The organism is Thalassospira sp. CA1 (assembly GCF_059052855.1).
Window position 1 is genome coordinate 371933 of sequence record NZ_JBZCIA010000003.1, and the last position, 26261, is coordinate 398193.

Genomic DNA, 26261 nt, shown 5'->3' on the forward strand with positions numbered 1-26261 from the left:
CTTATGGCCGAAACAGCCTTGCCGCCGGGTGTTCGAACGTTACCCGACCATCCTTCATGCCCCAGATCGGGCGGCTGATTTCGGAGACCACTTGTGCGCGGCTTTGGGCGGGCAGGATGATGAAGCTTGCGGCTTCGCCAACCGCGATCTTGTGGGAGCGCCCCAGAAGTTTGGCCGGGGCGTCGGACACCATCGCAAAGCAGTTTTCAAGTTCGGCCTCGGTCGCAAGCTGACTGACATTGGCATACAGGTTGGCCATGCGCGACAGCGAACAATCGCCGTAAGGCGTAAACGGGTTCAGCACATTGTTGGTCGCGATCGTGCAGCACACACCATGGGCGGCAAGCTTGTGCGCAGGCGCGACACCGCAGGGTACGGAATGATCATGATCGCGCCCGGTGAGGAAAAGGTCGGTTGCGGGCAACACGGTCAGGCCGATCCCGGCATCGCGCATGATGGCAATCGTGTCTTCAAGTTCGGGTTTGGGCAGGACCGATAGCTTGGTCACATGCCCGATCATCACGCGGCCCTGCCAGCCAAAGGCGATGGATTGTTTTGCAACTTCATCCAAATGCCGCCAACTGGCATCCAGATCGAAATCCAGATGGAAATCGAGATCGACATCATAGTCGCGCGCCATTTCAAACAGACGCAGGATCTGGCCATGTGGATCGGTATCCATATAGGGACAGCCGCCCAGCAGATCGGCACCATTGTCCAATGCTGCGCGCAACAGTTCCTCGGTCCCGGGATAGTTAAACAGGCCTTCCTGGGGGAAAACGCAAATTTCGATATCCATTGCCCAGGCATAGTCGGCCTTAAGCCGCTTGATGGCGTCAAAGCCCGCCAAGCCGATGCCCGGATCGATTTCGACATGGGTGCGCACCGCATTGGTGCCCTCGGTAATTGCCTTTTCAATCACGCGGGCACCGCGGGCGTAAATGTCATCCTCGTTAAAGCCGCTTTTGGCGTTGGCGACCGCACTGATCGCGCCCTGAAGCGTGCCGGTTTCGTTTTTGGCACGGTCCAGAATGCAGGCCTTATCAAGATGGATGTGGCTTTCAACAAAGCCGCAACTGATCAACTGGCCCGCTGCATCAAAGCTTGGCGCATCAAAACTTGGCGTATCCCCGGCAATCGACTGGGCGATCTCGACAATTTTTCCATCCGCCACGGCAAGATCGACAAGCGCATTCTCGCCATTCAGGCAGGCGTTCCTCACCAGATAATCAAGCATTCTCGTGTGTTTCCTGTTTTGGTTTCTTATCGCCTTGTTCCGAGCCCCCCAAATAGGCGGCAATCAGGCGTTCATCTTTTCTCAGCTCGGATGCCTTGCCCTTGGCAACCACCTGCCCCTGTTCAAGGACATAGGCATAATCAGCGACCGAAAGCGCCATGGTCGCCATCTGATCGACCAGAAGGATGGTCACGCCTTCGTCGCGCAATTCGCCGAGAATGGCATAGAGTTCCTCGACCATGGCAGGCGCCAGACCAAGCGATGGTTCATCAAGCAACAGCGCCTTTGGCTTGGCGACCAGACCACGGGCGATTGCCATCATTTGCTGTTCGCCCCCGGACAAAAGACCAGCCTGGCTGTTGATGCGATCGCGCAAACGCGGGAAGCGGTTCAGGATGGCTTCAAGTTCATCGGAACTGACAGGTTTGGGTTGTTTATAGGCCCCCAGTTCGATGTTTTCGCGCACGGTCAGTTCCGGGAATACCTGACGGCCTTCGGGCACCAGAACCAAGCCCTGTTCGACGATCTGATGCGGGGCAAGATCATGGATATATTCGTTATTGAGAACGATCTTGCCATCCACCGGGCGGAGCAACCCGGCCAGTGCAGTCAGGAAGGTCGACTTGCCCGCACCGTTTGCGCCCAGAAGTGCAACCATTTCGCCCTGACGGACCTTGAGGTCCACGGAATGCAGAACCGGTGCGGCGCCATAGCCAGCCGTTAGACGCAGCGTTTCAATCACCGGGGAGTCCCCGGCCTCAAACGGGATCGGGCGCGGGCGGGCCTTCATTTCGCCGTCGCCAAGATAGGCCGCGATGACCTGCGGGTCGTTTTGCACGGCCTGCGGGGTGTCAAAGATGATCGGGGTGCCTGCATCAACCGCCAATATCTGATCGGAAATGCCCATGACCATTTCCATGTCATGTTCGACCAGCACCACCGTAATCCCGGCATCGGCCAGTTGGCGCAGCAATTTCGCCAGCGACACCTTGTCGGCATGCATCAGGCCAGCAGCCGGTTCATCCAGCAACAACACACCGGGTTTGGTCGCCAGCGACCGGGCAATTTCAACCAGCCTGCGATCAACATGCGGCAGGTCACCGGCACGGGCATCGATATCGCCATGATAGCCACAAAATGCCAGAAGCCCGGCGGCATGGTTGCGGTTGGCATCCGATGCAATCGCACTGAACGGCTTGCCAAAGCGACCGACCGGAAGACCGGCAATGACGTTGTCGATCACCGACATGTTTTCAAACAGACGGGTCGCCTGATAGGTGCGCGCAATGCCATTGCGCGCGGCAAAATCGGTGGGCTTGCCTGCGATGTCCTGATCCCCGATGCGCACAACACCCTCGGTCGGTTTGTAAAACCCGCTGATGATGTTCAAAAGTGTCGTTTTACCCGCCCCGTTCGGGCCGATGATCGATGTGACATCGCCCGGCTTGGCGGTAAAGGAAACGGCATTGACCGCCTTCACCCCGCCAAAGGCGATGGACAGGTTTTCAACCACCAGACCGTCTGATTTGGCGTAATCCTTAAGGCCTGCCTCGATCTCGGCCGCCGGGGTGGCGGTGACACCACGTTTGGTCAGTGGAATGAAGCGTTCGATCACGCCAACAATGCCGCGCGGTGCAATCAACAGAACGACAATCAGAAGTCCGCCAAAAATCAGCAGGCGATATTCGGCAAAGTCGGCCAGAAGTTCGGGCAACAACACCGAAACCGATGCCCCCACCAGCGGCCCCAGAACCGTGCCCGCACCGCCCAGAATGACGGCAAACAGATACAGGATCGACTGGCTAAGCGGGAAGTTTGACGGTGCGATAAACATCATGAGCGGTGCAAACAACGCACCGGCAAGACCGGCCATGGCAGCCGCAATCGCAAAGCCGGTCGCCTTGACAGCGAAGGCGTTATAACCGAGCGAACTTGCGGCGATTTCCGCATCGCGCATGCTGGTCATCGCCATGCCCCAGCCACTTGTTGCCAGACGACGGAAGGCAAAAAGCGCAACCCCGGCCAGAACGACACACAGCATCACAAGGTCACGTTCGCTAAACATATAGCCAAACAATTCGGGCATCGGGAAACCCATCAGGCCGTTTTGCCCGCCGGTCAGTGCCCGCCATTCAATCGCGCCATGTTCGACAATAAAGGCAAAGGCAATCGTCACCATGGCAAGGAACGGCCCGGCCATTCGCACAGCCGAAAGTGCCAGGACACACCCCGCCAACCCGGCAATCAGGGTCGATGCAATCAGCGCCATCCAGAAGTTAAGCCCGGCCAGGGTCAGGATCGCACTGGCATAGGCCCCGATGGCAAAGAACCCGACCTGCCCAAGCGACACCAGCCCGGTCAGGCCATATAAAACATTTAGCCCCACGCACAAAACCGTGGTGATGGCGACAAGGCCGATGACGAACTGGGTATAGCCGCCCGTGATCGTCACACCGATCAGACCGGCGATGATGGCGGCCAGGATGGTGGCATCAAGGGCGATGGGTTTATTGAGTTTGGGCATCGGGTTTTTAAGCTTCATATCGCGTTTCATCATCAGACCTTCTTGATCGCAGCACGGCCAAACAGGCCACTTGGTTTGACGGTCAGGACCGCGATCACAAGCGCGAAGACGACGATGAAGGTGTAGGACGATCCGAGATAAGTGGTCACACCGGCCTCAACCAGACCATAGATGAAGCCAGCCAACATCACGCTATAGGCCGATGTCATGCCGCCCAGAATGGCAACCGCAAAGGCCTTGAGACCAAAAAGCGTGCCCATATCCGAATGCACCGAAAACAGCGGCGCAATCAGAAGCCCGGCACACCCGGCCAGCATCGATGAAATGGCAAAGGATCCGGTAACCATCAAGGTGGTGTTGATCCCCATCAGCTTGGCGGCCTGAAGGTTCTGCACCACGGCCAAAAGGGCGCGGCCCTGACGGGTATGGCGGAACAGGGCATGCAGTGCGAGTGCCACACCAATGGCGGCGACCGGGATCAGGATCTGTTGCGGGTAAACACCCGTGCCAAACACATTCCAGCTTTCGCCAACAAGGGCGGATGGCAGGGTGCGGGGTTCGTTGCCAAAGGTAAACAGCACCGCGTTATCAAGCAAAATACCGCCCGCGACGGTCGCCATCAGCCAGGCTTCGGAATTGCGAATGGCAAACGGACGGACAAGGAAAAATTCAACCAGAATACCGGCAAGCCCGCAGCACAAAATGGCCAGCAGATAGCCGACAATGACCGGAAAACCGTATCGTTCGCAGAATACAAAGCCCAGAACAGCGCCCAGCATCACCATCGATCCTTGCGCGAAATTGACCTTGGAGGACACCGAATAGGTGATCTGGAAACCAAGTGCGATCAGCCCGTACATACTGCCCAGACCGATCCCGGTTATCAGAGCTGCGATTAAAAGTGTCATTGCCAGCCGCCTGCTTATGCCGTGCACATAAGTGCATCATTTAAAATGGATAAATCCCCCGCCGGCGCGCATTGGGGAACACGCCGACAGGGTTAGTTAAATCGCTTATTTGATCGGAATGATCTGGCCTTCGACGAAATGCGCGAAGGTGTAATCTTCCGGACCAAGCGCATCCTGATCGTCCGGGGTGAACGGCTTGTCATAGGTTTTGATCATGCCTTCGACACCGCTGATTTCGTACATCGCTTCGCGGATGGCCGGACCTTCGGTCGAGCCGGCCTTTTCAATGGCGGCTGCAATCAGAAGGGTCGCGTCATAGGCGTTGGCAATGCCGGTTGCCGGGGTCACGTCGGCAAGGGTTTTGATTTCCGGGAACTTTTCCTGAAGTTTGACGAACATCGGATTGGCCGGATCGGTAAACAGATAGGTCTGGATGAAGTGGACCTTCTCGCCCGACTTGCCAGCAAGCTCGGTGAAGCGGCCACCGGCCGGACCCCAATGCGATGAAATCGGAACATCCCAGCCCATGCGATCAAGCGACTTGATCACCTGTGCGGTCGGGGCAACGTTGGCAACCACAAACAGGGAATCTGCACCGTTTTCCTTAAGACGGGTCAGCTGCGGGACAACATCGACATCGTTTGATTCAAACTTTTCGATCCCGGCATGTTCCATGCCACGCTTTTCAAGCGCCTTGAGCAAGCCCTTTTCATTCGACTCCCCCCACGGGTTGTTGATCAGGATCATGCCCGGTTTCTTCGCACCGTAATTGGCGATCAGATATTCCGTGATGGCTTCGTCGACATATTCATCAACGGCCGAAACGCGGAAGACATAGTTTTCCTCTGCACCGTTTTTGGTGATCCCGGTTCCGGCAGCCCACGGGCCAATGAACGGGATTTTCTGCTGGTTCACATACGGCACGATGGCAAAGGATACCGGCGTATCAAGGCCGCCAATGATTGCCGCAACGCCTTCGCGCTGGGCCAGTTCACGGGCTGCAACCAGACCCTTGCCCGGGTTGCTTTCATCATCACGCGATACAAGTTCAAGCGGCTTGCCAAGAACGCCGCCCTCGGCATTGATCTTGTCAATCGCAAGAGTGATGCCGCGCGTAATGGCTTCGCCCGATTTGGCCGACTGACCGCTAAGGGCGGCAACAAGGCCAAGCTTCACAGTGTCTTCTGCACGGGCATCATGGGAAGGCAAGGTGGTGGCGAACATCAGCGCAGCAGCCCCGAGAAGGGCGGCACGCCGCGTTATTTTCCGGAAAGGCGAAGAAATAGGCATGTGAGACTCCCTGATTATGTGTCTGCGTCGTCCGGCGTCGCAAATTGGGCATGCGCACCAAATCGTCACCGCACTGCAGCAAGCGACATGCCAAGAATCACAATCATTCAAAATCAGGGACTTAGGCGTTTTTCGATCCGAGCGGAAAACAGAATTGCCTCATGTATGCGCAGATTGCATGCAATTTTTGCATAAAATTAGTGCATGCAAAATTTTTGCACAGCGTTTATGCTGATGCCAGATCAATTCCCGAAAACAGAGGCCTTCGAAATGAGTGACCAAACCACGGAAAATGTGCTCGATACCTTGCCGCCAGAGGCGCAGACGGTACGTGATTTTCTGGATGCATCCATGAAACCCGATCCGGAACTGGCGGCGACTTTCATGTCCGATGATGTTGTCATCACCTTTACCGATGGTCAGAAATACGATCATCCGTCGGGCACCACGGCGTTTAACGCCGCGCGTTATAAATGGGTGAAAAAGAAGTTCGGTCAGTTTGATGTCGCCCATACCAATGGCCAGACTGTTGTTTACAGCACCGGCTGGCTTTACGGCGAATGGCCGGACGGCACCGCGTTTGAAGGCAACCGTTATGTCGACCGTTTCGTGATTGAAAACGGCAAGATCATCAAAATGGATGTCTGGAATGAAAGTGCGGAACGCATTCTGATCCGCAAGGGTATCAAGGCCTGAGCCAAACCGGAATCCGAATGATGCAGCCCGCACCAACCATCTGCGATCCGCACGCCACGCACCAAATCCCGTGTGCGGCTGTTGATATGGCAGTGGTGCGCGCAGACTTAGCTGGTGCCGTCACGCACCTTTTTGGCATAGGGTTCCAGCGCATCAAGATACAAAAGCGGCCCGCTTTCCTTGGTCGTGAACAGGGCGCGGTCGGCAACCGCCGTCAAGTGATGGCGCATCAGTTTGCGCGCCGCATCTTCGTCACCCTTGGCAAGGGCCTCGATGATCTGGCGGTGTTCCTGAATGCCGCAATCGGTCGAATGCGGGCGAGCATAAAGCGACAATGTCAGGCCACAGCGATATCCGATTTCCTCGACATAGCGCAGCAAGACCGGGCTTCCGGCAAGGCGTGCCAGCAGGATGTGGAATTCGGTGGCAAGACGGATGGAAATCGGTTCGGACGCGTTTTCGGCTTCGACTTCCTTGGCAAGATGGGCTTCAAGTTCGCCCAGAATTTCCGGGCTCATATTCTTGATCACCCGACTGATGACAAGGTCTTCGATCTGGGTGCGGAGCTCAAAAAGATCACGGGCTTCTTCAAGGCTGGGCTTGGCAACCGCAGCACCCTTGTTCCGGCGAAGTTCGACCAGCCCTTCGGCGGCAAGCCGTTCAAGCGACTGGCGAATAAGCGTGCGGCTGACGCCGAACCGTTCGCCAAGGGAATCTTCGGGCAGCTTCATGCCGGGCATCAGAACACGTTCGAGGATTGCCGAACGCAATGCCGAACTGATCATGTCTGTGCGATGCTTTGCCTTGTCCGCTGCTTTCATCCCGATCCGCCAAGTTTCTTGTTTCGATCACTTTATTGCCTGCGTCTGTATAAAGGATTGCATGCAATTTCGCCACAACCGATGCATGCATAACGCTAACCTATTTGAAATCAATCCTTTTGGATGAAAGAACCAAGCCCATGACCGACCATCAAACTGCCCCCGAACATCGCGCCATGGTCACAAGCCCCAGCACAGCGGCCAGCGAAGCCGGTGCGCAAGTCTTGCGCGATGGCGGCACTGCGATTGAGGCCGTCGTCGCCACCGCGGCAGTGTTAGCGGTAACATACCCGCATTTCTGCGGCATTGGTGGTGATGCGGTCTGGATGGTTTCAGACAACACAGGCAAGGTGCAGTCCTTCCTGGGTATTGGTCAGGCCGCCGAAAACGGTGCCAATACAATTACGCCCGGCACGCCAATTCCGCTGCGCGGTCCGGGCTCGACCCTGACCACGGCGTGCACGGTGGATTCATGGCAACATGCGCTTGATCATTCGGCAAGGAACTGGGGCGGGACCAAAAGCCTGTCGGAATTGATCACGCCTGCGATTACGCTTGCGGAAGACGGTTTTGCGATCAGTCCGTCGCAATGTTTCTGGCTTGATTTCCGCAAAGAGGAAATCGCCAATTGGCCGGGCTTTATGGATGTCTTCACCGCGAATGCGCGGATGCCGCATGTCGGTGAGACATTTCATCAGCCGCACTTGGCGCAAAGCCTGAAACGCATTGCCGAATATGGCGCGCGCGATTTCTATGAAGGCGATCTTGCCGATCAGATTGTCAAAGGCCTGTCGGCCCTCGGATCGCCGATCAGCAAGGGGGATTTGGCAAAAACCCGCACCCGCACGGTGGATGCCGTATCGCTTGATTATGGTGATGTCACCCTGTTTGCCCCGCCCGCGCCAACGCAAGGATTGGCGACGCTTATGACCATGGGGGTGTTGCGCGAACTGGGGCAAAAGGACTGGGCCGAGGGAACAGCGGATCATTACCATCTGGTGGTCGAGGCCATCAAACGCGCATTCCTGAAGCGCGATCAGATCGCCGATCCCGATTTTACCAGCACTGATTTTACGGCCCTTCTGGGTCAAACCGGTCTGGCTGCAGACGCCAAGGATATCTCGCCCAGCAAGGCACTTGATTGGCCGCACCCGTTCCGGCATGGCGATACAGTGTTTCTGGCCGCCAAGGATGCCAATGGCAATTGCGCCAGTGTTTTGCAAAGCACCTATTTCGATTGGGGCAGCGGCGTTGTCGCGGGCGATACCGGCATTGTCTGGCAAAACCGAGGGGCGGCATTCAGCACCGATCCCACCCACCCGAATGCCTTCACACCGGGCAAGCTTCCGTTCTATACGCTTAATCCCGGCATGGCGCTTAAGGGTGGCAAACCGCATTTGCTGTATGGCACGCAAGGAGCCGATGGACAGCCGCAAACCCTTGCCATGCTGCTCACCCGACTGCTTGATTTCGGCCTGTCGCCGACGGACGCACTCGCCAAACCGCGCTTCCTGCTTGGCAAGACGTTTTCGGACACCAATGACAGCCTGAAACTGGAAGTCGATGCCGGGGATGACGTGTTTGACGAACTGGCCGCACGCGGCCACATCCTGCGCGCCATTGAGCCGCAAAGTGCGCTGGCCGGTCAGGCCGGGATCATTCGCATTGACGAAGATGGTTTCGTCGAAGGTGCGCATGATCCGCGCAGTGACGGCAAGGCGATTGGCGTTTAGAATCTTCGTTCGCTTGGCCTAGCGCGGGCACCGGTCCGGGTGGGCGTTGGCGAAGGCGGCAATCGCGTTACAGCGTTGTTCTATCGCACAAATTCGCGGAAGGTGAGAAAAGCTCACATTCCAGCGGCGCGCGTTATAAAGCTGCGGGATCAGGCAGATATCGGCCATGGATGGGCGGTCGCCGTGGCAGAAATCGCCATGGTGGCCGTCCCCGTCACCGGCCAGCATGGCTTCAAACCCGGCCTGGCCCGATCCGATATATTTCGTCATCCATTCCTGTCGTGCGGCGTCGGCGTCATCACCATGCGCCTCGGCAATATCCATCACATGGCGCACCACACCCAGATTACAGACCGGATGGGTATCCATGGCAATCGCATGCGACAGCGCCCGCACCCGTTGGCGGGCCAGCGTTTCGGTCGGCAGAAGTCCCTGCCCTGGCCGGGTTTCATCAAGATATTCGATGATCGACACCGACTGGGTCATCATGACCCCGTCGATTTCAAGGGCGGGGACGAGGCCTTGTGGATTGCGCACCAGGTGTTCGCCGATTTTGTGGCTGCCAGCCAGCAGATCAACCGGCACCGTCCGGTAGGGAAGATTGAGCAACCCCAGCGCAATCCGCACGCGATAACTCGCCGAGGATCGCCAATAGTCATATAAAACGATCTCGCTCATGATCTCGCTCATAGTGGGAGGCCTTACGGTTTGTATTCGCGCACAGTTTGTTCAATCGCGCCAAAGATCGACTGGCCGTTGGCATCGCGCATTTCGATTTTGACGCTGTCGCCAAATTGCAGGAACGGCGTTGCCGCCGAACCATTTTCAATGGTTTCGATCATGCGGATTTCAGCAATGCAGGAATAACCAGCACCACCCGCGGCAACCGGTTTACCCGGTCCACCATCCAGTTTGTTCGATACCGTGCCCGACCCGATGATTGACCCGGCACAGAGCGGACGGGTGCGTGCGGCGTGGGCGACAAGCTGGGCAAAGTCAAATGTCATATCGATCCCGGCATTGGCACGGCCAAACGGCTTGCCATTAAGGTCCACACACAGCGGCAAATGAAGCTTGCCACCATCCCACGCATCGCCCAATTCATCCGGGGTCACGGCAACCGGAGAGAATGCCGAAGACGGTTTGGACTGGAAGAAACCAAATCCCTTGGCCAGTTCGCCGGGAATGAGGCCACGCAGCGACACATCATTGACCAGCATGATCAAGCGAATGGCATCACGCGCCTGATCAAGGGTTGCGCCCATCGGGACATCGTCGGTGATGACGGCAATTTCGCCTTCCATGTCGATGCCCCAGGCGGTATCGCCCATCAGGATATCATCGCGCGGACCAAGGAAGCTGTCCGACCCGCCCTGATACATCAGTGGGTCGGTCCAGAAGCTTTGCGGCATTTCGGCGCCACGGGCCTTTCGGACCAGTTCGACGTGATTGACATAGGCCGATCCATCAGCCCACTGGAACGCGCGCGGCAAGGGTGAATGTGCCTTGGTCTGATCAAATGCAACGCGTTTGGCCGGACCTGATCCGGCTTCGACATCGCCTGCCAGATCCTGAAGGCGCGGGGCAATATCGGCCCAGTTATCAAGCGCAGCCTGAAGGGTTGGCGCAATGGCGCTGGCATCGACATATTCCGACAGATCCTTGGAAACCAGCACAAGCTGGCCGTCGCGGGTACCATTTTTAAGGGTGGCGAGTTTCATTGGTTTTGTGCCTCCGGCATTCTTTTCGTTAAGTCCTGAGTGATTGTTTTTTGGGGTCGCGGTGACTTACGGGCGACCTTCTGGCGTGCCATCGAACTTGCGTTCCAGCCCCGACCAGCAATCAAGATAATCGTCCTGAAGCGTTTCCAGTTCGGCGGCGAATTTCGTGAGTTGCTGCGGATAGCGGGTCTCGAACATGAACGCCATGGTGCCATCGAGTTTTTGGGGCCCGAGTTCGGCGTTCGATGCCTTGTCAAACCCGTAGGCATCCGGGCCATGCGCCAGCATCATGTTATGCAGGCTCATGCCGCCGGGAACAAAGCCCTCCTCCTTGGCGTCATACTGGCCGCAAATCAGACCCATGAATTCCGACATGATGTTGCGGTGATACCAAGGCGGGCGGAAGGTATTTTCAGCCACCATCCAGCGCGGCGGGAAGATCACGAAATCAACATTGGCGGTGCCAGCCTCATCGGTTGGGGCAGTCAGCACGGTAAAGATCGATGGATCGGGATGATCAAACAGGATCGCGCCGACCGGCGAGAAGGTCCGAAGATCATATTTGAACGGTGTGTAGTTGCCATGCCATGCCACGACATCCAGCGGTGAATGGCCGATTTCGGTGACATGGAACTGCCCGCACCATTTGACCAACACCCGACACGGGGTTTCCTTGTCCTCATAGGCGGCCACGGGTGTTTTGAAATCACGCGGATTGGCAAGGCAGTTGGCCCCGATCGGCCCGCGTTCAGGCAGGGTGAATTTGGCCCCATAGTTTTCACAGACATAACCACGTGCGCCGCCATCAACCCCGGCCTCGAGGATGCTGACCTTAAACAGCATGCCGCGCGGAATAAGTGCTATTTCAAGCGGGGCGACATCCATCATGCCAAGTTCGGTGAAGATGCGAAGCGTGCCGCTTTCCGGCACGATCAGAAGTTCGCCATCGGCATTGAAGAAATAGTCATCGACCATGTCGGTGTTACAGACATAGACATGGCTTGCCATGCCGGTCTGGGTCATGGCATCGCCAGCGGTTGTGACCGTGCGCATGCCCGAAATGAAATCAACCGCATCCTTTGGCATCGGCACCGGATCCCAGCGCAACTGACCCAGCGCAAGGCTGTGGTCATTCAAACAAGGTGCTGTTTTCCAGAGCGGTCGATCAAGGGCGGCAAAGCGCCCGTTATGTTTGACACTAGGGCGAATGCGATACAGCCAGGACCGTTCGTTTGTGCCGCGCGGGGCGGTGAAAGGCGATCCTGAAAGCTGTTCGGCATAAAGCCCATAGGCGCATTTTTGCGGGCTGTTTTGCCCCTGGGGCAACGCACCCGGAAGACTTTCGGTTTCAAAATCATTGCCGAAACCGGGCATGTAACGCAGATCGTTGGCACCGCCTTTTTCGGCATTTTTGGTCGGCTCATTATGATCCGTCATTGCCTTTTTCCTCCCAATCTTTGATATAGTTACATTCGTAACTGTAATTTTTGTAACTATCAAACAGCCTTTTGAAGCCAATGAAATCTGAATTCGATCTTCACAGTTTCCTGCCGTTCCTGATGCATCACGCCAGTGAAAAGCTCAGCCTTGGCTTTCGCGATATCTATCGCGACCGATACCGGATGACGCGGTCCGAATGGCGGGTTCTGGCGACACTCGGCCAGTATGGCGCCTTAACCGCGACTGAAATCGTGACCCATACCGGACTGCATAAAACCAAGGTTTCTCGGGCTGTCTTTTCCATCGAGAAACGGCGTTGGTTGAAACGTTTTCAGGATGAAAATGATCGCCGTGTGCATCGCCTTGACCTGACTGCGCAGGGAAAATCGGCCTTCACGTCACTGTGTGAGGCGGGCGTCGCCTATGACCGGAAAGTGCGCGACTTTCTGGGCGAAGATGAATTCAAACGTCTTTCAGACCTCCTGAAACGGTTTAACGACCTGTGATCCCGGCACCCTTAAGCCTGATCAGATTCCGTGCGCGGCGTGCCACCCCAACTTTGCGTGAAATCGGCAATGGCACGGGTAAACACATCGAACGCCGCCTGCCCCGGCTGAAAGTAATTGGCATTGGGGTTCATCAGCGTGACGCAACAGGCCACCGCCCCGTCGAGATTATAAACCGGCGCACTGATCGCCGATAAACCGGGCACGATATCGCCTTCGATCACCGCAGCCCCGCGATGTTTGGTGTCGGCAATCAGCCGGTCCACCGAGGCATCATCCCAATGCAGGATATCCTGTTCGGCCGAAATGACATGTTCAATCGCGCTGCGCGGCATGCTGGCCAAAAAGGCCTGCCCGGTCGCAGAGCGCAAAAGCGGCATTACCGTGCCAAGCCCCATGGTCGATATGATCGGCGGGCCGCCATGTTCGGTGCGGATCAGGACCGGACCGCGTTCACCCCAGATCGCCAAATGACCCGATGATCGCAACTCAATCGCCAGATTGCGCAACAGCCGGCCGGCGCGCATCACCACATCATTGCGTTCAATCGCCGAAACGCCCATGCGCAACGCCATCGGGCCAAGGCCATACAGCCCCGTCTGATCATCCTGCCAGGCAAGGCCGATGCGCACCAGACTGGCAAGATAGCGATGGACCTTGGCCGCGGGCATAGAAACCGCGTCTGCAAGGTCCTTTAGCGGCACCGGGAATTTAAAATCGCACAAGGCGGCAATAATGACGCCACTGACTTCGACCGACTGGATGCCTTTGCGCTTGTCAGCGGCATCAACCACGTCGGCGATGTCATGTTCGGTTTCGCTATCCGGGATATTTTTGGGCGAGGCTTTGGTCAAAATTTACCTGCATAAATTTCATATTGCGTAATTGATTATATATATCATAATTCCAATTCAAAGAAAAAACAGCATTCCAGGCGCGATCCCAGACTGCCATCCCAGACATGCACAGACTGATGGCAACTGCACAGCAATCGCTTGGCCCGAAGCTGGTCAGACGCAAGACCAAATGAACGCCTTAAAAAAATAGGGAGACATCCGTGAAACATCCTAATCTTCGTAAAACGCTGCTTGGTCTTATGACCGGCGCAACCATTCTGGCCGGTGCCGGTATCGCGCATGCGGCCGACATCACCCTTAAAGTCAGCCACTATCTGCCGCCAAGCCATGGCTTCCAGAAAGACTTCCTTGAAAGCTGGGGACAGCAACTGTCGGAAAAAACCGGCGGCAAAGTCGAAGTCGAGATCTATGACGCCACGTCGGCCTTTGGCAAAATCGACCGTCAGGCCGATCAGGTACGCGCGGGCGTTATGGATATGGCCGTGGGCCTGAATGGCATTCCGCGTGACCGTTATCCGGCTGCCTCGGTGATTGAACTGCCGTTTTTGGTGAAATATGCCGATTCCGGGTCGGAAACCCTGTGGCAGCTTTACAAGGAAGGCCTGCTTGGCAGTGACTATCAGGACTTCAAGGTCCTTGGCCTGTTTACCCATCCGGGTGGCCTGATCCACACCCTTGATACACCGGTCAGATCGCTTGATGACCTCAAGGGCCTGCGTCTTCGCACACCAAGCCCGGCGATTTCGGCAATGCTGGAATCCTTTGGGGCATCCCCGGTCGGCCTGCCGCCCTCGGCCATCTACGAAAACCTTGAAAAAGGCAATATCGAAGGTCTGGTTGCCACCTGGGATCTGGTCAATGCGGTCAAGGCCAATGAACTTTTGAAATATCACACCGATGCCGCGGCCTATACCGCCGGCTTCTATTTCGTCATGAATCAGAAAAAATACGACAGCCTGCCCGACGACGTGCAGGCCGCAATTGACGAAATTTCCGGCGATGTCCTTGTCGGGAAATTCGGCGACTGGTGGGACAAATGGGAAGCCGTTGGCAGGGCTGATGCGGAAAAACACGGCAATGAAATCATCACGATTGATGACGCCACCCGTGCGGAATGGCAGGAAGCATCCCAGCCGATGATCAAGGAATACCTTGCCAGCCTGAAGGAAAAGGGCGTCTCAGACCCCGAGGCCGTCTATGCGCGTGCGCAGGAACTTATCGCGGAATTTGATGCCAAATATCACGCTGGCGACAAATGACCCAGCCGACTGAAAACTTCGGTGGATCGCGGCTTTATGCCGCGGTTCACCGCACTGACCGCTTTATGAACAAACTGACCGACATTCTGGCTTTTGTCGGCATGGCGGCCCTGATCGGTGCGATTGCCATTGTGGTTATCGATATCATCTGGCGCCGCATTGGTGGCCAATCGATGGTGGGCGCGGTTGACCTGACCCAGTTTTGTGTCATGGCGGCCGCATCCTGGGCGATCCCCTATGCGTTTAGCGCCCATGCCCATGTCACGGTCGACCTGGTCGGCAAGAACCATCTTCGCTTCCTGTTTCGCATCATCGATACCCTGATCCCTCTTCTGTGTGCCGGGCTGATGGCGTTCCTGTTTTATCTGTCATGGGGACGCGCGATGGAACAATGGAGCTATGGCGATGTGTCGCAGAACCTTGAGATCCCGATGATCCTGTTCTGGGGCTTCCTTCTCAGCGGCATGGCGATATCGACAGTGGTCTGTCTTGTCCATTTTCTGAAAATGCTTTTAACGAACGAGAATAACTGATGGCGACGGAATGGGCGGGATTGATCGGGTTTGTTGCAGCACTGGCACTGGCCCTGTTGCGCGTACCGGTTGCTGTCGCGATGGCGGTGGTTGGTATTATCGGAACGCTGCTTTTGACCGACTGGATGTCGGCAAGCTATGTGATGGCAAGCCTGCCGTTTGAGGCGATCTTCCCTTATGGCCTTTCGGTGGTGCCACTGTTCATTTTCATGGGCGTGTTCGCATCGCACTCCGGCCTTTCAAGCAACCTGTTTCGCGGGATCACGGCGTTTTCCGGACATCGTCCGGGTGGACTTGCCGCATCAAGCATCGGGGCCAGTGCGGTGTTTGGGGCGATTTGCGGATCGTCGCTTGCGACCTGTGCGACCATGGGGCGTGTGGCACTTCCTGAAATGCGCCAACGTGGCTATGCCAAAAGCCTTGCCGGGGCATCGATTGCGGCGGGCGGCACATTGGGCGTTCTCATTCCGCCATCGATCCTGCTGGTGATTTACGCGCTGATGACCGAACAGTCGATTGGCGCGCTGTTTGCCGGTGCGATGATCCCGGGTCTTTTGGCGACGGTGCTTTACATTGCCTCCATCCGTATTCAGGTGATGCGCGATCCGTCGCTTGCGCCAATCAGCACCTATGTACCCTGGTCGCAACGCTGGGGTGCCTTGTTGCAGATGTGGGATGCGGTCCTTTTGATCGCCTTGGTGATTGGCGGCATTTATGCCGGCCTGTTTTCCCCGACAGAGGCCGCGGCCGTTGGCGCGGGGGCGGCTTTGCTGTTTGCCTTTATGCGCAAACGCCTGACCTGGAGCGTTTTGCGCACCGGTATTCGCGAAACGGCCGGCATGACCGGGATGATTTTCCTTATTCTGGTGGGGGCGGCACTTTTCAATTTCTTCATTGAAACCAGCGGACTGACCCAGACCTTGGTCGACTGGATCACCACACAGGGTTATTCGCCGCTTGTCGTTTTGATCGCGCTTCTGGTGTTTTATGTCGTGCTGGGGTGCTTCATGGACAGTCTTTCCATGATCCTTCTGACCGTGGTTCCGGCTTATGGCGTGATTACCGGGGTTGGATATGACCCGATCTGGTTTGGTGTTGTTCTGGTATCGGTTGTTGAAATCGGCCTGATTACCCCGCCGATTGGCATGAACCTGTTTATCATTCAGGGCGTTTCACCGGACATGAAGATCACGACCCTTGCACGCGGTATCCTGCCATTTCTGGCGGCTGACTTTGTGCGGGTGATCCTGATGATCGCAATCCCGGGGCTGGTTTTGTGGTTGCCGCATTTGCTGGGATTTGGTGCCTATTGATTGGTCCCTCGGTTAAAATCGAAGCCCCGGAACAGACAGAACCTGTTCCGGGGCTTTTGCGTTTCTGACCTCAATCGCGCTTATTCGGCGGCATCCACCTTCAGCACGCCACGGCGGATCTGGTCTTCTTCGATGCTTTCAAACAGGGCGCGGAAATTGCCCTCGCCAAAGCCTTCGTCGCCTTTGCGCTGAATAAACTCAAAGAAGATCGGGCCGATCACGGTTTTCGAGAAGATCTGAAGCAAAATCTTGGTCGTGCCGCCATCAACCACCCCTTCACCATCGATCAGGATGCCGTGGGTTTTCATACGTTCAATCGGCTCGTCATGGCCGTGGACGCGTTCATGCGATTTCTCGTAATAGGTTTCCGGCGGGCCGGGCATGAATTTCAGGTCATTGGCGGCAAGCTTGTCGGTGGCGTCATAGATGCCATCGGTGCCGACCGCGATATGTTGAATGCCTTCGCCCTTGTATTTGCGCAGGTATTCTTCGATCTGGCTTTTGTCATCGGTCGATTCATTAAGCGGAATGCGGATTTTGCCACAGGGGGACGTGATCGCCCGGCTGACCAGACCGGTGATTTTACCGGCAATGTCAAAGAAGTGGATTTGCTTGAAACCAAACAGGTCGCGATAGAAGTCCCACCATTTATCCATATTGCCGCGATAGACGTTATGGGTCAGGTGATCGAGGTAATAGAAACCAACACCTTCGGGCTTCGGATCGCGTTCGCCCAGCCAGTCAAATTCCGCGTCATAGGCCGAACCGGTTTCACCATATTTGTCGACGAAATACAGCAACGACCCACCAATGCCGACGATGGCCGGGACATCAAGCGTCTTGTCATCCCCGTTGTAGGGTTCTGCCCCCTTGGATACCGCATGGTCAAAGGCATGTTTGGCATCCACCACGCGCCATGCCATGGACGGTGCGCAAGGGCCATGTTTCTCGACGAATTTCATGCCGTGGGAGGATGGCTCGGCATTGAGGATGTAGTTGATATCGCCCTGACGCCAGACGGTGATGTTTTTGGTCTTGTGCTTGGCAACCGGGCTGTATCCCATGCGGGCAAACAGGGTTTCCAGTTTGTCGGCGTCTTCATGGGCGAATTCGACGAACTCGAACCCGTCGGTTCCGGCCGGGTTTTCGTCGCTAATGGTTGCGCGCGGGGCATCATGCGGGAACGGACCCATCGGAAGTCTCCTTTGATTGGCACATTCGAATGATTGGAATTATTCGAATTCTTGTTATGTCCCAATCGTGCGCCAAACCGCGTGCAACGTGCGTGCATTTACGCTTGCTTTTCGGAATTCTTTGCATACATCATGCATTAAATAACCATTTGGCGCGTGAAACATGCAACTTGACCGACTGGACCTTAAACTGCTGGCGGAACTGCAAAAGGATGGCCGTCTGACAAACAATGATTTGTCGGAACGCATCGGTCTTTCGGCATCACAATGTTCGCGCCGCCGAGCGCGCCTTGAAGACGATAAGGTTATTCGCGGATACCGTGCCGATATTGACCGGCAAAAGATGGGCATGGGGTTGCTGGTGGTGATTTCGGTGACACTTGCCACCCATAACCGCGACAATGCCAAACGGTTTGCCAGACTATTGGCGGATTTGCCCGAAGTGCTCGAAGCGTTTTCGCTGACCGGGGAGATGGATTACCACCTTAAGGTCGCGACCAAGGATCTGGCCGCACTTTCGCATTTCGTCAATGAGGTGCTGTTGCCCCATGACTCGGTCCAGCATGTAAAGACATCGATTGTGCTAAATGTGCTTAAGGATTTTGAGGGGCTTGCCGTCGATCCTGATCTTTAGGGCGCGTTGCGTTCAAGCCCTAAAAAGGGAAAAGGCCGCGCCCCAAAGGCACGGCCTTACCTGTCCCGAAACTCCCCTTACAAAAAAGTTTCGGTGACGCCCCCCTGTATCAGAAACTAGATGGCAAGGTACTGATCGCGCAGTTCCTCGTTATCCAGAACAGCCTGCGCGGTCCCGTCAAAGACGATCTCGCCGCTATCCATGATAATCGCACGGTCGGCCAGTTTCAGGGCTGCAATTGCGTTCTGCTCGACAATAATCGTCGTAATGCCGAGCTTCTTGACATTTTGCAGGGTCTTTTCAATTTCCTGAACAATGACCGGCGCCAGGCCTTCATAGGGTTCATCGAGCAGCAAAAGCTTGATGTCACGGGCAAGTGCACGCCCGATCGCCAGCATCTGTTGTTCGCCACCCGAAAGGGTGATGGCTTCCTGTTCCGCCCTTTCGCCAAGACGCGGGAACAGTTCATAGATGCGCTGGATCGACCAGCCATGCGGCTCGGCAATCTGGGCCAGTTCAAGGTTTTGCTGAACCGTCATGCCCGGAATGATGCGACGATCTTCGGGCACAAGTTGCAGACCCAGACGGGCGGCCTGCCATGCCTTCATTTCGTGCAAGGGTTGGTGATCAAGCCAGATTTCACCATGCTTGAGTTCCGGGTCGCCCATGCGCGCAAGCGTGCGGAGTGTCGATGTCTTGCCCGCCCCGTTACGCCCGAGAAGGGCCAGAATTTCGCCCTCGCGGACGTCAAAGGACAGCCCCTGAACGATATAGCTTTCGCCGTAATAGGCATGGATGTCATAGACCGAGAAAAACGCCGGATCTCCACCCTGTTTACGGACGGGTTCCTGTTTTGGCAAAGCGTTCATACCGTTTCCCCTCCGAGATAGGCTTCCTTGACCCGTGGGTCGTTACGTACTTCTTCCGGCGTGCCTTCACAAATGATGGCACCCTGGGCCAAGACGCTGATGCGATCGGCAAGACTGAACACAACATGCATGTCGTGTTCAATGATCACCTTGGTCATGCCGCGCTCCTTGATCCGTTTGAGCAGATCAATCGTGCGGTTGGTGTCATGGCGCGACATGCCGGCAGTCGGTTCATCCAGCAGGAACAGTTTCGGCTGCTGGCCAAGGCACATGGCAAGTTCAAGACGACGTTTGTCACCACGCGACATCGAACCGGCAAGATGATCCTTGTGCTGAAGCAAACCGACATCTTCAAGAAGGTGCTCGGCATGTTCGCGGACTTCTTTTTCCGAAAACAGGCTGCTGAGGAAGTTCATCTTGAAAATGCCTTCGCGCTTGGCAAAGGCCGGAACCATCACGTTTTGCAAAAGCGACAGTTCCGGGAAGATTTCCGGCGTCTGGAAAACACGCGCGACACCAAGCTGGTTGATCTCGTGCGGTTCCTTGCCGGTCAGAACCTGATCGCCAAGCAACACACGACCGCGGCTTGGTGCCAGACGTCCGACAATCACGTTCAGCAATGTCGATTTGCCCGCACCGTTTGGCCCGATGATCGCGTGCACGGTGCCTTCCTTGACCCGAAGGTTGATATCGGAAAGCGCCTGCAGACCGCCAAAGTTCTTGTCGACGTCGGTGACGTCAAGAATGTATTCGGACATGGATCAGACCTCCCCCGCCGATGTTTGTTCTTTTTCTTTGGTTTCGTGGGCTTCGGACTTCGGCTCGGCTTTCTCACGTTTGGTAACCAGGCGCGTGAGGCGCGTGATACCTTCCATGATGCCACCAGGCAGGAAGATCACGATCAGCATGAAGACAAGACCAAGGGTCAGGTGCCAACCTTCGCCGACAAACAGACCAACCACCGATGCCACCGGATGGGCCAGCCAATCGGGCAGGAAGGAAAACGCATTGAGCAACACGGTATCGTTAAAGGCCGAGAAGATGTTCTCGAAATACTTGATGATACCAGCGCCCAGAAGCGGACCAATCAACGTACCAACACCGCCAAGGATCGTGATCAGAACGACCTCGCCCGATGCGGTCCATTGCATGCGCTCGGCCCCGGCCAGCGGATCGGTCACCGCCAGAAGCGAACCGGCAAGACCGGCATACATGCCCGAAATGACAAAGGCAGTCATCAGGTATGGACGGGTACTGAACCCGGTATAACCCATGCGGTTCTGGTTCGACTTGATCGCACGCAGCTTAAGCCCGAACGGTGAGCGGAAGATGCGCAAGTAAATGAAGAAGGAAATCAGCATCAGGGCGGCACAGATATAGAAGCCGGAATAACCGATCCCCTCGATCCCGAACAGGTTCGGGGTCGGAAGCGATCCGTCATCGACGATGCCCGACATCCGATCCAGAACGCGCGGGTCGGCCTGTTCAAGCTGCAGACCGGTTTCACCATTGGTGATCGGGGTCAGAACCGAATAGGCGAGGTTATAGGACATCTGCGCAAAGGCCAGTGTCAGGATCGAGAAGTAAATCCCCGAACGACGCAACGACACAAAGCCGATCGCGAGCGCAAACAGCCCCGACAGCACCGTGCCAAAGATCATGGCCGGAATAACGTTCATCGACAGCAGTTTGAACGACCAGACCGCCGTGTAGGACCCCACCCCAAGGAAGGCTGCGTGACCAAAGGACAGGTAGCCGGTCAGGCCAAACAGAATGTTATAGCCGATGGCAAAGATGCCAAAGATCATGAACTTCTGCATCAGGTCAGGATAGGCCGCCCCGAAGGGTTGCAACCAGATCGGCATGGTCAGAACCACGACCGACAGGATGGCCATAAAGATCATATCTTTCTTGGGCGAGACGATTTTTGTATTTGACATTATTAGCTCTCCATCACGCCCCGGCGTCCCAGCAGACCACGCGGACGGGTCAGCAGAATGACGACGGCAACAAGGTAGATGATGATCTGGTCAATGCCCGGGAAGATGTCTTTTACCTCGGTCATGGACGAGAAGGACTGCAGGATCCCCAGCAGGAAGCCAGCGGCCACCGCACCGGGCAAGGAGCCCATGCCACCCACAACAACCACGACAAATGATAGCACCAGGAAGTCCATGCCCAGATGGTAATCCGGGGGCAGAACCGGCGTGTACATCACGCCTGCCAGACCCGCGACCACGGCCGCGATGCCAAACACAATCGTAAAGCGACGTTCAATATTGATGCCCAGAAGTTCGACCGTTTCGCGGTCGGCCATCCCGGCGCGCACCACCATCCCGTAGGTGGTGAAATGCAGGAACGAGAACACAAGACCAATGGTGATCAGCGAGAACGCCAGATAGATCAGACGCCACCACGGATAAACCACCGCTTCGCCCAGACCAAAGATCGCACCAACGGCAGCAGAGCCGGAAACGATATCCGGTGCGCCCTGCGGGATCGGGTTTGCGCCAAAGGCGGCCTTGACCAATTCCTGAAGCACGATGGCCAGACCAAAGGTCACAAGAATCTGTTCGGCGTGAGGACGCTTGTAGAAATGCCGGATGAGGGAGCGTTCCATGACAATGCCGATGAGCAACATCACCGGTATTGCCAGAATGATCGATAACGGTACCGACCAGTCAATGATCGCCGTCCCGGTATCGCCAAACCACAGTTCGAGGTAGGGCGTTTCCTTGTAGGCGTCAAAGAAGGTAACCGACTCATCCTTGACCTTGACCGAAAGGGTCAAAAGTTTTTCGAGAGTTACCGCGCAAAATGCGCCCATCATAAAGATGGCACCATGCGCGAAGTTCACCACGCCAAGCGTGCCGAACACCAGGGTCAGGCCAAGCGCAATCAGTGCATAGGCACCGCCCTTGTCCAGACCATTCAGGATTTGAAGAAATATAGCGTCCATCAGATATCCGCCGCGTATTCGTAAGGGACTTAGTCAAAAGTCGTACAGGCCGAGGCCAGAGGGCAAACGGGCCGACCATTGGGAGATGGCCGGCCCTGCTTGCATCAATTTGGGTGCATCAGACTTGATACGGACCCAGTTCACCGCCGAACATGTCGGCCGGATACTCGACCTGTGACCGCGGCACTTCCTTGACGACTTCAAGAAGGTCGAAGTTGGACTGCGGGTTTTCTTTACCACGCACGACCAGAACATCCTTGAAGCACTGATGGTCTTCTGCACGGTACAGGGTCGGGCCATTGCCCGCGCCATCGAACTCGAAACCTTCGAGCTGTTTGATGACTTCCCAAGGTGCGAACGTACCGGCCATTTCGCAGGCGTTTGCATAAAGCAGCGTCTGGACGTAGCAGGTATGTGCAGCCTGGGACGGCGGGAAGCCGTATTCCTGACCGAACGACTTCACGAAGGCCTGCGAACCGGCATCCTGAAGCGACCAGTGCCAGTTGGTGGTCCCAAGGATACCTTTTGCAGCTTCGCCAGCACCCTGTGCCATCAGGCGAGAATAAAGCGGAACAACGATTTCGAAGTTCTTGCCATTCACCTGCTTGTCACGCAGACCGAACTGAACCGCCTGGGTCAGGGAGTTGACCATGTCCTTACCATAGTGGTTCAGGATCAGGACATCTGCGCCAGAGTTCAGAACCGGGGTGATGTACTGGGAGAAGTCACCCGCACCAACCGGGGTACGAACCGTGTTGACGGTTTCCCAACCGATATTCTCGGTTGCGGCCTTGATCGATTCTTCCTGGGTCCAGCCCCAGGTGTAATCGGCCGTCAGGTGATAAGCACGGCGTTCTGCGCCATACTCGTCGAGCAGAACCGGCGCGATCGCCTGACCGGACATGTAAGCGTTGAAGAAGTGGCGGAAGCCATAACGCTTTTTGTCTTTACCGGTGGTGTCGTTCGAGTGGGTCAGACCCGCCATGAAGATGACGCCCATTTCCTGGCAAAGACCCTGCACGGCAATTGCCACACCAGAGGACGAACCACCGGTGACCATCGCCACATTGTCTTTTTCAATCATACGCTTGGCAGAAGCACGCGCAGCATCGGACTTGGTCTGGGTATCACCGGTCACGAACTCGACTTTCTTGCCGAGGATGCCGTTACCCTTGAGCTCAAGCGGCTTGATGGTATTGAGCATACCGCCGTCGCCTTCGCCGTTGATATGCTTGACCGCAAGCTGATAGGCACGCAATTCGTCAGCACCCTCATCGGCATACGGACCGGTCTGCGGCACGTTGAAACCGAGTTTGACGCTGGCAGCACTGCCCGGATCACCCCGGAAGGTCTGGGCATGCGCGTTCTTGATGAAATGCATCGGGAAAGTGCCGCCGATGAGGGCTGCACCCGTGGTTGCCGCGGATCCCTTCAGGATCGTACGACGAGATACATTTCCGATAAGCTTAGTCTCCGACATGGTTTTCCTCCCCAATGTCTTGGGATCTGTTTCAGAGAAATCTGAGGCCTGTTTTTTGGTTCGTTTTTTTATCGACCTGACAAAACAATGAGGATCATCTGAAAATGAATCAACACCTAGTTGATATAAAAGAACTTTTTTGTAAATATATAGATGAGCTTTGTGAAAATTAGTAAATTCTGTCAACAGGTAAGACTTTAGTATGGCGCGTCAGGCCCCCATCGGACACCGCATTCGCGGACGGCGAAAAGACATCGGAATGACCCAGAATGCCCTGGCTAAGGCTGCGGGTATCTCGGCGTCCTACCTTAATCTGATTGAACATAACCGCCGCTCGATCGGTGGCGGATTGTTGATGCGAATTGCCGAGGCACTGGAAATTCATCCTCATAGCCTTTCAGGGTCCGAGGAAAGCCGGTTGCTTTCGGATCTGGCCGAAGTTGCATCAGATCCGGTCTTTCGCACCACCCCGGTCGAAAGCCGCGAATTCCCCGCCATGATTGCGGCATCACCGGGCATGATCACTGCATTCTTGTCGCTGTATCGCGCCTATCGCAGTGGCCTTGATGATATTGACGCGCTGTCCGAACGGCTCAGCCATGACCCGTTCCTGACCGAGGCCAGCCATTCGATCCTGACCCGGATTACCTCGATCCGGACAGTGGCCGAGATTTTCGATGATTATGATGATCTGTCACGCGACCAGCGGGCACGCTTTAACGCGACACTGGTGCGCGAGTCCCAGCGCCTTGCCGAATCCGCGACCGAAATTTTCAACTTCCTTGAACGCGGCGAGGCCGGGCGCCCGGCCGCCAGCCCGGCCGAGGAAGTTGATGATCTGCTTTATGACAATGCCAACCACTTCCCCGCCCTTGAAGACCACGCCAACAAGATGCGCCCGGTGATTGATCCCGATGGCGGGCTCTATCTGACGGATCTGATCAACTATCTGGAAGACACCCACAACACCCGGATCGAACGCCGCCCGTCCGAGGACTTCCTGACAAGCGGCTATCAATGGGATGCCAAGAACAATACCCTGCGCATTTCCCGCGCGCTTCCGATCACCTCGGCGCGTTTTCAGGCGGCACGCACCATCTGCCGGCTTGAGGCCGCCGACCCGATCAACGAGATATTGGATCGCGCCCAGATTGGCAGCAAAGCCGGACGGGTTCGTGCATCCGAGGCATTGATTTCATACACCGCCGCCGCACTGCTGTTTCCCTATGACCTGTTTTTGGATGATGCGCGCAGGATGCGCCATGACATCGAACTTTTGCAGCAACGCTACGCGGCAAGTTGGGAACAGATTTGCCACCGCCTGACAACGCTTCGCCGCCCAGGCGCCGAGGGCATTCCATTCCACTTGGTGCGCACCGACATCGCCGGAAACATTTCCAAACGGTTCTCGGCATCGGGCCTGCAATTGCCGCGTTATGGCGGGGCGTGCCCGCGCTGGGTGGTGCACGAAGCCTATACCGCGCCCGAACGCGTCATTCCGCAATTTGTCCGCCTGCCCGATGGTAGTGAATTTCTGTTTGTTGCACGCGCCTTGCGGTCCGGGGCGGGGGGATATGGCGTTCCGCGCTCGGTTCATTCGGTAATGATCGGCTGCGACACGGCCTTTTCAAATGACGTGGTTTATGGCGACCGATTATCGCTTGATCGTCCTGAATCGGCGGTGCCGGTCGGGATTTCATGCCGCCAGTGCCCGCGCGATGACTGCGCACAGCGGGCCTATGAAATGGCCGATGGCACACCGAAAACCGCCAAAAAATGATCCGATGAGGGCTTTCAAGCAACGTCTTATGTATACCACCCCAAAGTAGCATTATCATTCAGCCCTTAAGCCGTTAGGATTGGGAATATAAAAATCCAAAAAATCGGGGAGAACGTCCTTGAATGAGAGACCAAAGGTCTTGATTGCCGAAGACGAGGAAACCATTGTCGAATCACTCAGCTTTCTGATGGAAAAGGAAGGCTATGACGTCAGTGTTGCAACGGATGGCCGTACGGCGATTTCGATGATTGCGCGCGATATTCCGGACATGGTTTTACTTGATGTCATGATGCCCGTTTGCGACGGGTTTGAAGTCGTGCGCGCAGCGCGTAACGATCCCAACACCCGACAAATGCCCATCATGATGCTGACTGCCAAAACCCGCGAAGTGGATCGCCGCAAGGGGCTTGAGCTTGGCGTGGATGACTTTGTCACCAAGCCGTTTTCCACACGCGATGTTGTGTCCCGGGTCAAAGCCCTGCTGGAACGCACGGAAAACTGACAGGCG

24 protein-coding genes are annotated in these 26261 nt (G+C 56.1%); 9 read left to right on the forward strand and 15 right to left on the reverse strand.

The genetic code is table 11. The annotated features are described in order from the left end of the window. Window position 1 precedes the first annotated feature (1 nt). From AC5Q5A_RS08510 to AC5Q5A_RS08525, 4 genes are all read right to left on the reverse strand, one after another. A complete protein-coding gene (locus tag AC5Q5A_RS08510) occupies window positions 2-1237 on the reverse strand; it encodes an amidohydrolase family protein (RefSeq protein WP_493894967.1) in 1236 nt (411 codons plus the stop codon). Beyond that, complete coding sequence (locus AC5Q5A_RS08515) at window positions 1230-3794, reverse strand: branched-chain amino acid ABC transporter ATP-binding protein/permease (RefSeq protein ID WP_493894968.1); 2565 nt, start codon at window positions 3792-3794, stop codon at window positions 1230-1232. The genes AC5Q5A_RS08510 and AC5Q5A_RS08515 overlap by 8 nt, the downstream gene beginning before the upstream one ends. Next, window positions 3794-4669: a branched-chain amino acid ABC transporter permease gene (locus tag AC5Q5A_RS08520; RefSeq protein WP_493894969.1), complete on the reverse strand. Its 876-nt coding sequence runs from the start codon at window positions 4667-4669 to the stop codon at window positions 3794-3796. The genes AC5Q5A_RS08515 and AC5Q5A_RS08520 overlap by 1 nt, the downstream gene beginning before the upstream one ends. A 105-nt stretch (window positions 4670-4774) precedes the next feature. After that, window positions 4775-5959 (reverse strand): ABC transporter substrate-binding protein, encoded by a 1185-nt coding sequence (locus tag AC5Q5A_RS08525; protein WP_493894970.1) that lies wholly within the window; start codon window positions 5957-5959, stop codon window positions 4775-4777. A gap of 270 nt (window positions 5960-6229) precedes the next feature. Here AC5Q5A_RS08525 and AC5Q5A_RS08530 point away from each other — a divergent pair, with 270 nt between their 5' ends. Further along, complete coding sequence (locus tag AC5Q5A_RS08530; RefSeq protein ID WP_493894971.1) at window positions 6230-6655, forward strand: nuclear transport factor 2 family protein; 426 nt, start codon at window positions 6230-6232, stop codon at window positions 6653-6655. Between the two features lie 107 nt (window positions 6656-6762). Here the strand turns inward: AC5Q5A_RS08530 and AC5Q5A_RS08535 are convergent, their stop codons facing one another. Then, window positions 6763-7476: a GntR family transcriptional regulator gene (locus AC5Q5A_RS08535; RefSeq protein WP_008889992.1), complete on the reverse strand. Its 714-nt coding sequence runs from the start codon at window positions 7474-7476 to the stop codon at window positions 6763-6765. A gap of 140 nt (window positions 7477-7616) precedes the next feature. Between AC5Q5A_RS08535 and AC5Q5A_RS08540 the strand changes: the two genes are divergently transcribed. Then, window positions 7617-9209, forward strand: coding sequence for a gamma-glutamyltransferase family protein (locus AC5Q5A_RS08540; protein WP_493894972.1), 1593 nt, complete (start codon window positions 7617-7619; stop codon window positions 9207-9209). A gap of 18 nt (window positions 9210-9227) precedes the next feature. On the opposite strand, the gene maiA is transcribed toward AC5Q5A_RS08540, so the two are convergent. From maiA to hmgA, 3 genes are all read right to left on the reverse strand, one after another. Continuing rightward, window positions 9228-9887: a maleylacetoacetate isomerase gene (gene maiA / locus AC5Q5A_RS08545; protein WP_493894973.1), complete on the reverse strand. Its 660-nt coding sequence runs from the start codon at window positions 9885-9887 to the stop codon at window positions 9228-9230. 23 nt (window positions 9888-9910) lie between these two features. Then, a complete protein-coding gene (locus AC5Q5A_RS08550) occupies window positions 9911-10930 on the reverse strand; it encodes a fumarylacetoacetate hydrolase family protein (RefSeq protein WP_493894974.1) in 1020 nt (339 codons plus the stop codon). Between the two features lie 66 nt (window positions 10931-10996). Further along, window positions 10997-12367, reverse strand: coding sequence for a homogentisate 1,2-dioxygenase (gene hmgA, locus AC5Q5A_RS08555; RefSeq protein ID WP_336233216.1), 1371 nt, complete (start codon window positions 12365-12367; stop codon window positions 10997-10999). 80 nt (window positions 12368-12447) lie between these two features. Between hmgA and AC5Q5A_RS08560 the strand changes: the two genes are divergently transcribed. Next, complete coding sequence (locus AC5Q5A_RS08560; RefSeq protein ID WP_120225623.1) at window positions 12448-12876, forward strand: MarR family winged helix-turn-helix transcriptional regulator; 429 nt, start codon at window positions 12448-12450, stop codon at window positions 12874-12876. A gap of 11 nt (window positions 12877-12887) precedes the next feature. Here AC5Q5A_RS08560 and AC5Q5A_RS08565 read toward each other — a convergent pair whose 3' ends face one another. Continuing rightward, on the reverse strand, window positions 12888-13730 hold the full coding sequence (locus AC5Q5A_RS08565) for an IclR family transcriptional regulator (RefSeq protein WP_493894975.1): 843 nt from the start codon (window positions 13728-13730) through the stop codon (window positions 12888-12890). A gap of 203 nt (window positions 13731-13933) precedes the next feature. Between AC5Q5A_RS08565 and AC5Q5A_RS08570 the strand changes: the two genes are divergently transcribed. From AC5Q5A_RS08570 to AC5Q5A_RS08580, 3 genes are read left to right on the forward strand one after another with little or no spacing between them, the layout of a single operon-like run. Next, window positions 13934-14992: a TRAP transporter substrate-binding protein gene (locus tag AC5Q5A_RS08570; RefSeq protein ID WP_493894976.1), complete on the forward strand. Its 1059-nt coding sequence runs from the start codon at window positions 13934-13936 to the stop codon at window positions 14990-14992. Further along, window positions 14989-15525, forward strand: a complete 537-nt coding sequence (locus tag AC5Q5A_RS08575) for a TRAP transporter small permease (RefSeq protein ID WP_493894977.1) — start codon at window positions 14989-14991, stop codon at window positions 15523-15525. Before AC5Q5A_RS08570 ends, AC5Q5A_RS08575 begins: the two co-directional genes overlap by 4 nt. Continuing rightward, on the forward strand, window positions 15525-16838 hold the full coding sequence (locus AC5Q5A_RS08580) for a TRAP transporter large permease (RefSeq protein WP_493894978.1): 1314 nt from the start codon (window positions 15525-15527) through the stop codon (window positions 16836-16838). The genes AC5Q5A_RS08575 and AC5Q5A_RS08580 overlap by 1 nt, the downstream gene beginning before the upstream one ends. 80 nt (window positions 16839-16918) lie before the next feature. Here the strand turns inward: AC5Q5A_RS08580 and hppD are convergent, their stop codons facing one another. Then, window positions 16919-18031: a 4-hydroxyphenylpyruvate dioxygenase gene (gene hppD, locus AC5Q5A_RS08585; RefSeq protein WP_493894979.1), complete on the reverse strand. Its 1113-nt coding sequence runs from the start codon at window positions 18029-18031 to the stop codon at window positions 16919-16921. A gap of 163 nt (window positions 18032-18194) precedes the next feature. Here hppD and AC5Q5A_RS08590 point away from each other — a divergent pair, with 163 nt between their 5' ends. After that, complete coding sequence (locus AC5Q5A_RS08590; RefSeq protein ID WP_008889980.1) at window positions 18195-18665, forward strand: Lrp/AsnC family transcriptional regulator; 471 nt, start codon at window positions 18195-18197, stop codon at window positions 18663-18665. Between the two features lie 116 nt (window positions 18666-18781). Here AC5Q5A_RS08590 and AC5Q5A_RS08595 read toward each other — a convergent pair whose 3' ends face one another. The 5 genes from AC5Q5A_RS08595 to AC5Q5A_RS08615 all read right to left on the reverse strand — a co-directional run bounded on the left by AC5Q5A_RS08595 (window position 18782) and on the right by AC5Q5A_RS08615 (window position 23973). Beyond that, entirely contained in the window at window positions 18782-19534 is a 753-nt protein-coding gene (locus AC5Q5A_RS08595) for an ABC transporter ATP-binding protein (protein ID WP_008889979.1), read from the reverse strand. Continuing rightward, complete coding sequence (locus AC5Q5A_RS08600) at window positions 19531-20292, reverse strand: ABC transporter ATP-binding protein (RefSeq protein ID WP_493894980.1); 762 nt, start codon at window positions 20290-20292, stop codon at window positions 19531-19533. The genes AC5Q5A_RS08595 and AC5Q5A_RS08600 overlap by 4 nt, the downstream gene beginning before the upstream one ends. Before the next feature lie 3 nt (window positions 20293-20295). Next, window positions 20296-21474, reverse strand: a complete 1179-nt coding sequence (locus AC5Q5A_RS08605; RefSeq protein WP_064790740.1) for a branched-chain amino acid ABC transporter permease — start codon at window positions 21472-21474, stop codon at window positions 20296-20298. Between the two features lie 2 nt (window positions 21475-21476). Beyond that, window positions 21477-22493 (reverse strand): branched-chain amino acid ABC transporter permease, encoded by a 1017-nt coding sequence (locus tag AC5Q5A_RS08610; RefSeq protein ID WP_008889976.1) that lies wholly within the window; start codon window positions 22491-22493, stop codon window positions 21477-21479. Between the two features lie 118 nt (window positions 22494-22611). Then, complete coding sequence (locus tag AC5Q5A_RS08615; RefSeq protein WP_082923636.1) at window positions 22612-23973, reverse strand: ABC transporter substrate-binding protein; 1362 nt, start codon at window positions 23971-23973, stop codon at window positions 22612-22614. A gap of 202 nt (window positions 23974-24175) precedes the next feature. Between AC5Q5A_RS08615 and AC5Q5A_RS08620 the strand changes: the two genes are divergently transcribed. Together AC5Q5A_RS08620 and AC5Q5A_RS08625 are read left to right on the forward strand one after the other, a co-directional pair. Beyond that, the gene (locus AC5Q5A_RS08620; protein WP_064781080.1) at window positions 24176-25753 is read left to right on the forward strand and encodes a helix-turn-helix domain-containing protein; all 1578 of its coding nucleotides are present in this window, start codon (window positions 24176-24178) and stop codon (window positions 25751-25753) included. A 118-nt stretch (window positions 25754-25871) separates the two neighbouring features. Beyond that, entirely contained in the window at window positions 25872-26255 is a 384-nt protein-coding gene (locus AC5Q5A_RS08625; RefSeq protein WP_417836914.1) for a response regulator transcription factor, read from the forward strand. The last annotated feature ends 6 nt before the right edge of the window (window positions 26256-26261 follow it).

What these genes read in the sequence shown, in the direction of transcription:
- AC5Q5A_RS08510 (WP_493894967.1), bottom strand. Translation starts at nt 1,237, where the DNA reads ATGCTTGATTATCTGGTGAGGAACGCCTGCCTGAATGGCGAGAATGCG.
- AC5Q5A_RS08515 (WP_493894968.1), bottom strand. Translation starts at nt 3,794, where the DNA reads ATGATGAAACGCGATATGAAGCTTAAAAACCCGATGCCCAAACTCAAT.
- AC5Q5A_RS08520 (WP_493894969.1), bottom strand. Translation starts at nt 4,669, where the DNA reads ATGACACTTTTAATCGCAGCTCTGATAACCGGGATCGGTCTGGGCAGT.
- AC5Q5A_RS08525 (WP_493894970.1), bottom strand. Translation starts at nt 5,959, where the DNA reads ATGCCTATTTCTTCGCCTTTCCGGAAAATAACGCGGCGTGCCGCCCTT.
- AC5Q5A_RS08530 (WP_493894971.1), top strand. Translation starts at nt 6,230, where the DNA reads ATGAGTGACCAAACCACGGAAAATGTGCTCGATACCTTGCCGCCAGAG.
- AC5Q5A_RS08535 (WP_008889992.1), bottom strand. Translation starts at nt 7,476, where the DNA reads ATGAAAGCAGCGGACAAGGCAAAGCATCGCACAGACATGATCAGTTCG.
- AC5Q5A_RS08540 (WP_493894972.1), top strand. Translation starts at nt 7,617, where the DNA reads ATGACCGACCATCAAACTGCCCCCGAACATCGCGCCATGGTCACAAGC.
- maiA (WP_493894973.1), bottom strand. Translation starts at nt 9,887, where the DNA reads ATGAGCGAGATCGTTTTATATGACTATTGGCGATCCTCGGCGAGTTAT.
- AC5Q5A_RS08550 (WP_493894974.1), bottom strand. Translation starts at nt 10,930, where the DNA reads ATGAAACTCGCCACCCTTAAAAATGGTACCCGCGACGGCCAGCTTGTG.
- hmgA (WP_336233216.1), bottom strand. Translation starts at nt 12,367, where the DNA reads ATGACGGATCATAATGAGCCGACCAAAAATGCCGAAAAAGGCGGTGCC.
- AC5Q5A_RS08560 (WP_120225623.1), top strand. Translation starts at nt 12,448, where the DNA reads ATGAAATCTGAATTCGATCTTCACAGTTTCCTGCCGTTCCTGATGCAT.
- AC5Q5A_RS08575 (WP_493894977.1), top strand. Translation starts at nt 14,989, where the DNA reads ATGACCCAGCCGACTGAAAACTTCGGTGGATCGCGGCTTTATGCCGCG.
- AC5Q5A_RS08580 (WP_493894978.1), top strand. Translation starts at nt 15,525, where the DNA reads ATGGCGACGGAATGGGCGGGATTGATCGGGTTTGTTGCAGCACTGGCA.
- hppD (WP_493894979.1), bottom strand. Translation starts at nt 18,031, where the DNA reads ATGGGTCCGTTCCCGCATGATGCCCCGCGCGCAACCATTAGCGACGAA.
- AC5Q5A_RS08590 (WP_008889980.1), top strand. Translation starts at nt 18,195, where the DNA reads ATGCAACTTGACCGACTGGACCTTAAACTGCTGGCGGAACTGCAAAAG.
- AC5Q5A_RS08595 (WP_008889979.1), bottom strand. Translation starts at nt 19,534, where the DNA reads ATGAACGCTTTGCCAAAACAGGAACCCGTCCGTAAACAGGGTGGAGAT.
- AC5Q5A_RS08600 (WP_493894980.1), bottom strand. Translation starts at nt 20,292, where the DNA reads ATGTCCGAATACATTCTTGACGTCACCGACGTCGACAAGAACTTTGGC.
- AC5Q5A_RS08605 (WP_064790740.1), bottom strand. Translation starts at nt 21,474, where the DNA reads ATGTCAAATACAAAAATCGTCTCGCCCAAGAAAGATATGATCTTTATG.
- AC5Q5A_RS08610 (WP_008889976.1), bottom strand. Translation starts at nt 22,493, where the DNA reads ATGGACGCTATATTTCTTCAAATCCTGAATGGTCTGGACAAGGGCGGT.
- AC5Q5A_RS08615 (WP_082923636.1), bottom strand. Translation starts at nt 23,973, where the DNA reads ATGTCGGAGACTAAGCTTATCGGAAATGTATCTCGTCGTACGATCCTG.
- AC5Q5A_RS08620 (WP_064781080.1), top strand. Translation starts at nt 24,176, where the DNA reads ATGGCGCGTCAGGCCCCCATCGGACACCGCATTCGCGGACGGCGAAAA.